Origin of the sequence: Streptomyces sp. NPDC059828 (assembly GCF_042731955.1) — a bacterium.
Classification (GTDB): Bacteria; Actinomycetota; Actinomycetes; order Streptomycetales; family Streptomycetaceae; genus Streptomyces.
The window spans coordinates 1-9,030 of record NZ_JBHWIW010000088.1 but is presented as its reverse complement, the minus strand read 5'-3'; the positions used below and the strand labels follow the sequence as shown (position 1 = coordinate 9,030).

Genomic DNA, 9,030 nt, shown 5'->3' with positions numbered 1-9,030 from the left:
CTTCGTGTTTCCAACCTTACCAGATTCATTTTCCGTTCCGTTCCCGGTTCGGATTCTGTTTCCAGTGGCCGTTGGAGGGCCTTTGCCTTTCGGCGGTTTCGACTTTATCAGAGTCTTTTCGGCCGACCTAATCGGCCGAACGTTGTGATTCGGATAAAGAATCGAGTGGCTCCGACAGGAATCACGTCCCCATCAAGAGCGAGAGAGATGCTACTGGTTACTCTCGGTGGGACTGACCCTCTCCGAGGCAACCGTTAAAATCTACCTCCCCAGTCGGGCCGTGTCAACGACTTTCGTGGGCGAAGAAGAGATTAGCAGCTCAGGAGCCCGGAGCGCACATCAGGCGGCGGTGGGGAGCTCGGCGCTCCGCTCCCAGTCGTCGATGTCGCCGGCCTGGCCTGCGCGGGCGGCGCGGCCGCCCAGGACGTAGACATACGCCAGGAAGGCCAGCTCGGCGAGGACACCGATGGCGATGCGGGCCCAGGTGGGCAGTCCGGAGGGGGTGACGAAGCCTTCGATCAGACCGGACACGAAGAGCACGAGGGCCAGGCCCATGGCCATGCCGAGTGCGGCGCGGCCCTGCTGGGCGAGGGCGTCCCGGCGGGATCGGGGGCCCGGGTCGACAAGGGTCCAGCCGAGTTGGAGTCCCGTGCCGGCGGCGACGAACACCGCGGTGAGTTCGAGCAGGCCGTGCGGCAGGACCAGACCGAGGAATGTGTCGAGGCGGCCTGCGGAGGACATCAGGCCGATCCCGACGCCGAGGTTGGCCATGTTGAGGAAGAGGATCCAGACGACCGGCAGGCACAGGAAAGCTCCGAGTACCAGGCACATGGCGGCGGCCTGTGCGTTGTTCGTCCAGACCTGCGCGGCGAAGGACGCCGCGGGGTGGCTTGAGTAGTACGTCTCGTACTCGCCACCGGGGCGGGTGAGCTGTCGCAGTTCCTCGGGAGCGGCGATGGCCGACTGGACCTCGGGATGGGTCCCGATCCACCAGCCGATGATCGCTGCGAGGAGAGTGGAGAGCACGGCGGTGGGGATCCACCAGTGCCGGGAGCGGTACATCGCGGCGGGGAAGCCCGCCGTCAGGAAGCGGGCCGCGTCGCGCCAGGATGCGCGCCGGGTGCCGGTGACGGTGGCTCTTGCCCGGGCGACGAGCTGGGTGAGGCGTCCCGTGACCGTCGGGTCGGGGGCGGTGGACTGGATGAGCGAGAGATGGGTGGCGGTGCGCTGGTAAAGGGCCACCAGTTCATCGGCCTCGGCTCCGGTGAGCCCACGTCCCTTCCGGAGCAGCTGGTCCAGTCGGTCCCACTCCGCCCGGTGGGTCATCACGAAGACGTCGAGATCCATGATCGGCTGCTGCTCCCGTTGCGGTTACCACTCCTGCGGCGCTCTTCCGGTCAGCTTGGCAGACTGGCGTACTAGGCGTGCCGAAGGGCCATGGCAGAGAAGAGGGTGGGCCTGTGAGCGGGGTAGTGACGGGGGACGCGGTCGTACTGGGGCTTCGGCCGGCGAAGCTGCCGAGCCGGGCGCTGGCGCTCGCGATCGATCTCGTCGTCGTGTGGGCGGCCTATCTGTTCATATCCATAGCCCTGGCGATCGCGACGGCGTCGCTCGACGAGGCCGCCGTCATGGCCGTGTCGATCGCGGCCTTCCTGCTGGTGCTGGTGGGGGCGCCGATCGCGGTGGAGACGCTGAGCCATGGGCGTTCGCTGGGCAAGCTGGCCTGCGGGCTGAGGGTCGTGCGGGACGACGGCGGGCCCATCCGGTTCCGGCACGCTCTGGTCCGGGGTGCGATGGGCGTGGTGGAGATTCTGATGACCTTCGGGGTCGTCGCCTGTATCGCCTCCCTGGTGTCGGCTCGTGGGCGGCGGATCGGGGATGTGTTCGCGGGGACGCTTGTCGTCCGGGAGCGGGTGCCCACGGCGCATGCCGTCGCCGTGCCGCTCGCACCGCCGTGGCTGACGGGGCGGTTCGCCGAGCTGGATCTTTCCGGAGTGCCGGACGGGCTCTGGCTGGCCGTACGTCAGTATCTGACCCGGATGCGTCAGCTCGATGCCGAGGTGAGCCGTTCTTTGGCGGAGCGGCTGGCCGCTGATCTGGCTGCCAGGACCGGGACGCCGGCTCCGGCGGGGGTGCCTGCTCCGGAGTATCTGGCGGCGGTGCTGGGTGAGCGCCAGTCCCGTGATGCGCGGAGGGTTCAGGCCTCGGTGGTGGGGGCTTCGGGGTTTGCCGGTGGCCCTGGTCCTGCGTTGCCTGGTGTTCAGGTCCGGTCCGTGGGTCCGGCCTCCTTCGCCCGGCCTGCTCCTCCTGCTTCTTCTGCTCCTCTTGCTCCTTCGGCCGATTCGGCTGAGGCGTCCGCGGCGCCGCCTCCCGCGACGGGATTCGCGCCCCCCGCCTGAGTCACCTGGGTCAGGAGATTTCGGGAAAAGAGGAAGGCGGGGTCTCGAGGTCCTCGAGCTCGATGCCGGGGGCTGCCAGGACGACGTCGCCGGCGATATGGACGGTGTGCTGCTCGCCCGTGTCCAGAGCGCTGACCTGGTACTCGTCCACGGCCAAGGGGCCACTGTCAGTGGCGTGCGCTTCACTCTTCACCAGGGCCCAGGACTGGTCGACCGTGCGGGGGGCGAGCACCGGGTCCGTGAAGGCGACGAGACGGACGCGGGTCGCGGGGGCACCGGGCGTAAGGCGGAGCAGCCGGGAGGTCGCGACCAGAAAGGCGGGAGACATGCCGGTGAAGGCGTGGGCGCGGACATTGCCCTCGGTGGCGTGGGCGCCGGTGGGGTCGGTGCGGACCCAGGTCACTCCGTCGAGGGCAGCGCCTCGGACCTGCCAGCCGGCGGCGTTGATTTCGAGGCGAATAGGGCGGCCGAGTTCGTCGAGGGTGAGGTCGACGGAGCCCGCGTGGTCTCCGGAAGGGGCGGTCAGTTGGGAGACGTAGCGCCAGCCGGAGGGGCCGGGGGCGCAGTGGAAGTGCTCATCACCGAGAGGGGTGTGATCGTGCGGATCGTGGAGCGAATAGCGGCCGCGGGGCATGGGGGTGCGTGAGTCCTCCGGGTGCAGGGCAGGCCCCCGGCACGGGGGTGCGGGGGCCTGCCTGGTGCCTTGCTACCGGATGGTGGTCAGCGGCTGGTCGGAGACCGGGCCGTGGACGGATCAGTAGCGGTAGTGGTCGGGCTTGTACGGACCCTCGACCTTGACGCCGATGTACTCGGCCTGCTCCGGGCGCAGCGTCGTCAGCTTGACGCCGAGGGAGTCGAGGTGGAGGCGGGCGACCTTCTCGTCGAGGTGCTTGGGCAGCACGTAGACGTCGGTCGGGTACTCCTCGGGCTTGGTGAAGAGCTCGATCTGGGCCAGGGTCTGGTCCGCGAACGAGTTCGACATGACGAAGGACGGGTGGCCGGTCGCGTTGCCGAGGTTCAGCAGACGCCCCTCGGAGAGGACGATCAGGACCTTGCCGTCCGAGAAGGTCCAGGTGTGCACCTGGGGCTTGACCTCGTCCTTGACCACACCGGGGATCTTGGCGAGACCGGCCATGTCGATCTCGTTGTCGAAGTGGCCGATGTTGCCCACGATGGCCTGGTGCTTCATCTTGGCCATGTCCGTGGCCATGATGATGTCCTTGTTGCCGGTCGTGGTGATGAAGATGTCGGCGGTCTCGACGACGTCGTCGAGGGTGGCGACCTGGTAGCCGTCCATGGCTGCCTGGAGGGCGCAGATCGGGTCGATCTCGGTGATGATGACCCGGGCGCCCTGGCCGCGCAGGGACTCGGCGCAGCCCTTGCCGACGTCGCCGTAGCCGCAGACGACGGCGGTCTTGCCGCCGATGAGGACGTCGGTGGCGCGGTTGATGCCGTCGATGAGGGAGTGGCGGCAGCCGTACTTGTTGTCGAACTTCGACTTGGTGACGGCGTCGTTCACGTTGATCGCCGGGAAGAGCAGCGTGCCCGCGGCCATCATCTCGTAGAGGCGGTGGACGCCGGTCGTGGTCTCCTCGGTGACACCGCGGATCTCGGACGCGAGCTGCGTCCACTTCTGCGGGCTCTCGGCGAGGGTGCGGTTCAGCAGCTGGAGGATGTAGCCGTACTCCTCGCTGTCCGCGGTGGACGGGTCCGGGGCCTCGCCGGCCTTCTCGAACTCGACGCCCTTGTGGACCAGGAGCGTGGCGTCACCGCCGTCGTCCAGGATCATGTTCGGGCCGCCGGTGGGGGTGTTCGGCCAGGTCAGGGCCTGCTCGGTGCACCACCAGTACTCTTCGAGCGTCTCGCCCTTCCAGGCGAAGACCGGGACGCCCCGGGGGTTGTCGACCGTGCCGTCGGGGCCGACGGCGATGGCCGCGGCGGCGTGGTCCTGGGTGGAGAAGATGTTGCAGGATGCCCAGCGCACCTCAGCACCGAGGGCGACGAGGGTCTCGATGAGCACGGCGGTCTGCACGGTCATGTGCAGGGAGCCGGTGATACGGGCTCCGGCCAGCGGCTGCGAAGCGGCGTACTCCTTGCGGATGGACATCAGGCCGGGCATCTCGTGCTCGGCCAGGGTGATCTCCTTGCGGCCGAAGACGGCGAGGGAGAGGTCGGCGACCTTGAAGTCCTGGCCGGCGGCGAGGGTCGTCATTGCGAGCTGCTCCTCAGAGTGGTCGAGGGATGGTTGGGCTCGTTCAGGGCTAGCTGACGGCTGCGGGGTCGGCGGCGGAACGGGCGCACGTGTACACGAACACACGCATGCCCGGACGCGCGCAGACGTCCGCAGCGCAGTCCGTCGGAGGCCCTCTCTCCCTCGGCCGGATCGCAATATGGACCGACCGACCGCCATCAGCAGCGACGTCTGGCTCTGGTCACGAATCTACACCGCTCGACTCGGCACGCCACAGCCCGCCCGTGGGCCTGTCCCGGCCGTCACCGGTGGTTCAGGCCGCTGCCGGGCGGCGGTCGAGCGGGGGTCAGGCCGAAGTCAGGGGCGTGTCGGCGGGTGTCAGTGGTCGAGCTCGGGGGCCGGGCCGCCCGGGGATTTGGCCGGATCGGGGCCCGCCGCCGCGGCGGCCTCGCTGTAGATGTCGGGCTCCACATAGATGACCCGGGCGATCGGCACGGCGGTGCGGATGCGGTCCTCGGCGGCGTTGATCGCTTCCGCGATCTGGGCTGCCGTGTTGTCGTGCCGGACGGCGACCTTGGTCGCCACCAGCAGCTCCTCAGGTCCGAGGTGGAGCGTGCGCATATGGATGATGCGGGTGACCGTCCGGCCGTCCACGACCGCGGCCTTGATCTTCTCGACGTCCTCCGCGCCGGCCGCCTCGCCGAGGAGCAGTGACTTGGTCTCGGCGGCCAGCACCAGGGCGATCACGATCAGCAGGACGCCGATGCAGACGGTGCCGATGCCGTCCCAGACGCCGTTGCCCGTGAGGAGGGCCAGGCCGACACCGCCGAGTGCGAGGACCAGACCGACCAGCGCACCCAGGTCCTCGAGGAGGACGACGGGCAGCTCGGGTGCCTTGGCGTGGCGGATGAACTCCTTCCAGGAGCGGTTGCCGCGCGGGCCGTTGGACTCCTTGATGGCGGTGCGGAAGGAGAAGCTCTCGGCGATGATCGCGAAGACGAGCACGCCGATCGGCCAGTACCAGTCCTTGACCGCGTGCGGGTGCATGATCTTCTCGTAGCCCTCGTAGATGGCGAACATGCCGCCGACCGAGAAGAGCACGATCGAGACGAGGAAGGCGTAGATGTACCGCTCGCGACCGTAGCCGAAGGGGTGCTCGGGGGTGGCCTCCCGCCGGGCCTTCTTGCCGCCGAGGAGCAGCAGGCCCTGGTTGCCCGAGTCGGCCACCGAGTGGACGCTCTCGGCCAGCATCGACGAGGAGCCGCTGAAGAGGAACGCCACGAACTTGGCTGCCGCGATGGCGAGGTTCGCGGCGAGTGCCGCGACGATCGCCTTTGTTCCGCCTGACGCGCTCATGAGTGCGGGGTGTCCTTCCTCGAAGCCGAAGCCCGTGATGTCCCTGTGCCGCATGCCTCCGTGTCCCTGTGTGTGGCGGGACACGTGCCCCGAAGCGGGACCTCGGCATGGCGGGCCATTGTTGCAGCAGCCGGGGCGGGTGTGATCTCAGGCCGCCACTGTGGCACGGAAGACGGTGCCGGTATCGGACAGTTCGACCTTTTCGCCCGCCGGTACGAAGACCGAATCGCCGGGGGCGAGGCTGAGCTCGCCGGCCTTGGGCCGCCCGGCCGTCGCCAGGAGGATCTGAGGGGTGTGGGCGGTGATGTCGGTGGGCGCCGCGCCCTGCGCGCGTACGAAGCGGGACAGCCGGAACTCGTCGGTCGGGATGTCGTAGACCTCCTCGCCCGAGGGGGAGGCTTCCGGGCGCAGTACGGCGACGTCGCGCGGCTCGAAGCGGACGACACGCAGCAGTTCGGGCACATCCACGTGCTTGGGCGTCAGTCCGCAGCGCAGCACGTTGTCGGAGTTGGCCATGATCTCGACGCCGAGTCCGGAGAGGTACGCGTGCGGTACGCCGGCGCCGAGATACATAGCCTCGCCCGGCTGGAGCACGACGTGGTTGAGGAGCATGGCCGCGATGACGCCCGGGTCCCCGGGGAAGTGGTGGGCGAGCGTGACGAACGGGGCGTACGGGCCGCCGATGCGCGCCCCGGCGGCTGCGGCGTCGTGGACGGTGCGGGCGATCTCCTCGCGCTCGGCGCTGAGCACGGCGGTGAGGACCTCGCGGAGTGCGGCGTCTTCGGGATGGGCGTGCAGGAGGTCGACATACGGCTTGAGTGTGTCGACCTCGAGGCCCGCCATGAGGTCGGCGGCCTCGTCAGGCGAGCGGAATCCGCAGAAACCGTCGAAGGGGGTGAGGGCGCAGATCAGCTCGGGCTTGTGGTTGTCGTCCTTGTAGTTGCGGTGCGGGGCGTCCATGGGCACACCGGCGCGCTCTTCGGCGGCGAAGCCTTCCTGGGCCTGGGCCGGATCCGGGTGCACCTGGAGCGAGAGCGGGCTGCCGGCCGCGAGCAGCTTGAAAAGGAACGGGAGGCGGGGGCCGAACTTGGCGGTGGTGGCTGCGCCGAGTTCCCGTACGGGATCGGCGGCGATGACCTCGTTGAGGGGCCCGCGGTCGGTGCCGGAGGGGGCTCCGGGGTGCGCGCCCATCCACAGCTCGGCCTGGGGCTCGCCAGTGGGTGCGAGGCCGAGGAGCCCGGGGATGAGCGTCGCCGACCCCCAGGCATGGGGGCGCACGGTGTTGGTGAGACGGTCCATGAACGGGGATCCTCGGCTTGATAAGTGGCTGGAATATGGCTGGAGGGTGGCAGCTCCGTGGTCGATACGGCCAGACCAGGTGTACCGGTCCGCGTGCCGCGTACGGGGCAGCGGATGCGTACGCGTACCGGTGCGGTACGAGTGGAGTACCGGTGCAGGTACGGGCGCCAGGCGTGGTGCTGCGGCCCCTGGGCCGGGGCTGCGCGTCGGCTCAGCCGCCGGCCCCCGCGCTCGTCGTGAGCGCCAGATAACCGGCGGCGAAGTCCGTCACGGCGAGCAGCTCCGCGAGGGTCTCCAGCTCGGTGCCCTCCTCCGGCTCCAGCTCGCTGATCGCCGTGTCATGACTGAGCGCCAGCTCGCGGGCGGCGGGTGCGGCGGTGAGCGCCCCGTCGACCCGGTCGCGCAGCAGCAGGACGCGGGCGCGCAGGGCCTGGGGTTCCTCGACCCGGTCGCGGAAGAAGTCGTCGGGGTCCGCCCCGGCCGCGAGGCCGCCGGCGAGGAGGACGCCGTGCTCCGAAAGTGCCTCGGGGAGCTCGGCGGCGAGGGCGGGCAGCCCGGCGAGCTCGGCGATCACGGCGGCGAAGCGGCGGCCGACCGGCCCGGCGGTGCCCTCCGTCCAGATCAGCGGAAGGGTGTCGGCGAGTTCGGCAGCGAGCGTCTTGGCGGGATTGCTGTACGTGGCGATGGCGGGCCCGCAGCGCTCGGCCATGCGGTCGAGCCGGTCGGCGACGCTCTGGAGCGTGTCGGGGGGCGCTGAGAACAGGCCCACGCGGTCGAGCAGCGCGAGCAGCGGGGTGAACAGCGCCCAGAACGCGCCGGGGCTCGCCGCCGCCTGGGTCTCGTCGTACAGCTCGTACGGCGCGGTCGCCATCGGCACCACCAGACCGTGCACGCCGTTGACCGCCTCGGAGAGCGGGGAGCGCTGCGGGGCGACGGCGACGACGGTGCAGCCGCGGCGGTAGGCCTGCTCGGCGAGCAGGGCGAGACCCGGCTCGGCGCCGTCCGTGGTGGCGATGAGCAGCAGATCGACGGAACCCGCCCAGCCGGGCAGCGCCCAGCGCAGCGCCCCGGCCGCGGGGGCGACGCCGGTGGGATGCAGCCGGGCGACCGGGGCCGACGCCCCGGCGAGCGCGGCCACGAGGTCGGCCACGCCGGTGGCGGCGGTGCCGGGGCCCGCGATGAGGACGGCCCTCGGGCGGCCCTCGGGCGTCAGCTCGGCGATCCCGGCCTCGGCGGCGTGCCGGGCGGCGGTGCGTACCCGCGCGCCTGCCTCCGCGGCGCCGCGGAGCAGTTCGCGGCGATCGGCGCGGGCGAGGGCTTCCGGGGCGTCGAGGAGTGACTCGTCGAGCATGGTGGTGGGCCTCCGATTCGCCGTACGGGTGCGGGGGCGGGCTCTGCGCGGCGGACGCAGCGTTACGCGACGTTATATGATATTACGTTGCGTGAGCCAGCGTTTACGCGGGGCGGCGGGCCTCGTCGACGAGCAGGACGGGGATTCCGTCACGTACGGGGTACGCCAGGCCGCAGTCCTTGCCGGTGCAGATCAGCTCGGGCGTGTCGGCTGCCGATTCGTCGCTGAGCGGCGCGTGGCAGGCCGGGCAGGCGAGGATCTCCAGAAGACCGGCTTCGAGCGGCATGAGGGCGTCCCTTCGAACATGCGGTATAGGCCACGTCAGCCTACCGCCGGGAGGCGGGCGGCGCGGCTCGGCAGGTGGTGGTCGGACGCCGGTCCGGTCCGATGCGTCGCAGCGCCGCCGCCCGGCGGACGCGGATCACCGCATCCGC

At 70.2% G+C, this 9,030-nt stretch carries 8 protein-coding genes; 1 reads left to right on the top strand and 7 read right to left on the bottom strand.

What is annotated here, in order from left to right; all coding sequences use genetic code 11:
- Positions 1–339: 339 nt before the first annotated feature.
- Positions 340–1,347, bottom strand: a complete 1,008-nt coding sequence (locus tag ACFV6V_RS30725; protein WP_385571119.1) for a stage II sporulation protein M — start codon at positions 1,345–1,347, stop codon at positions 340–342.
- Between the two features lie 113 nt (positions 1,348–1,460).
- Here ACFV6V_RS30725 and ACFV6V_RS30720 point away from each other — a divergent pair, with 113 nt between their 5' ends.
- On the top strand, positions 1,461–2,399 hold the full coding sequence (locus ACFV6V_RS30720; RefSeq protein ID WP_385571118.1) for an RDD family protein: 939 nt from the start codon (positions 1,461–1,463) through the stop codon (positions 2,397–2,399).
- A 10-nt stretch (positions 2,400–2,409) separates the two neighbouring features.
- On the opposite strand, the gene ACFV6V_RS30715 is transcribed toward ACFV6V_RS30720, so the two are convergent.
- From ACFV6V_RS30715 to ACFV6V_RS30690, 6 genes are all read right to left on the bottom strand, one after another.
- Positions 2,410–3,033 carry a hypothetical protein gene (locus ACFV6V_RS30715; protein ID WP_385571117.1) on the bottom strand — a complete coding sequence of 208 codons (624 nt, stop codon included), beginning with the start codon at positions 3,031–3,033 and terminating at the stop codon, positions 2,410–2,412.
- A gap of 120 nt (positions 3,034–3,153) precedes the next feature.
- Complete coding sequence (gene ahcY, locus ACFV6V_RS30710; RefSeq protein ID WP_385571116.1) at positions 3,154–4,611, bottom strand: adenosylhomocysteinase; 1,458 nt, start codon at positions 4,609–4,611, stop codon at positions 3,154–3,156.
- Between the two features lie 357 nt (positions 4,612–4,968).
- On the bottom strand, positions 4,969–5,946 hold the full coding sequence (locus tag ACFV6V_RS30705; RefSeq protein WP_385571120.1) for a cation diffusion facilitator family transporter: 978 nt from the start codon (positions 5,944–5,946) through the stop codon (positions 4,969–4,971).
- Positions 5,947–6,093: 147 nt separating this feature from the next.
- Positions 6,094–7,245 (bottom strand): mannose-6-phosphate isomerase, class I, encoded by a 1,152-nt coding sequence (manA, locus tag ACFV6V_RS30700; protein ID WP_385571115.1) that lies wholly within the window; start codon positions 7,243–7,245, stop codon positions 6,094–6,096.
- A 211-nt stretch (positions 7,246–7,456) separates the two neighbouring features.
- Positions 7,457–8,596 carry an SIS domain-containing protein gene (locus tag ACFV6V_RS30695; protein ID WP_385571114.1) on the bottom strand — a complete coding sequence of 380 codons (1,140 nt, stop codon included), beginning with the start codon at positions 8,594–8,596 and terminating at the stop codon, positions 7,457–7,459.
- Positions 8,597–8,699: 103 nt separating this feature from the next.
- Positions 8,700–8,882, bottom strand: coding sequence for a Trm112 family protein (locus tag ACFV6V_RS30690; RefSeq protein ID WP_361281650.1), 183 nt, complete (start codon positions 8,880–8,882; stop codon positions 8,700–8,702).
- Between the last annotated feature and the right edge of the window lie 148 nt (positions 8,883–9,030).

Excerpts from the sequence above, each read along its gene's own strand:
- manA (WP_385571115.1), bottom strand. The coding sequence starts at position 7,245 with ATGGACCGTCTCACCAACACCGTGCGCCCCCATGCCTGGGGGTCGGCG.
- ACFV6V_RS30715 (WP_385571117.1), bottom strand. The coding sequence starts at position 3,033 with ATGCCCCGCGGCCGCTATTCGCTCCACGATCCGCACGATCACACCCCT.
- ahcY (WP_385571116.1), bottom strand. The coding sequence starts at position 4,611 with ATGACGACCCTCGCCGCCGGCCAGGACTTCAAGGTCGCCGACCTCTCC.
- ACFV6V_RS30725 (WP_385571119.1), bottom strand. The coding sequence starts at position 1,347 with ATGGATCTCGACGTCTTCGTGATGACCCACCGGGCGGAGTGGGACCGA.
- ACFV6V_RS30695 (WP_385571114.1), bottom strand. The coding sequence starts at position 8,596 with ATGCTCGACGAGTCACTCCTCGACGCCCCGGAAGCCCTCGCCCGCGCC.
- ACFV6V_RS30705 (WP_385571120.1), bottom strand. The coding sequence starts at position 5,946 with ATGAGCGCGTCAGGCGGAACAAAGGCGATCGTCGCGGCACTCGCCGCG.
- ACFV6V_RS30690 (WP_361281650.1), bottom strand. The coding sequence starts at position 8,882 with ATGCCGCTCGAAGCCGGTCTTCTGGAGATCCTCGCCTGCCCGGCCTGC.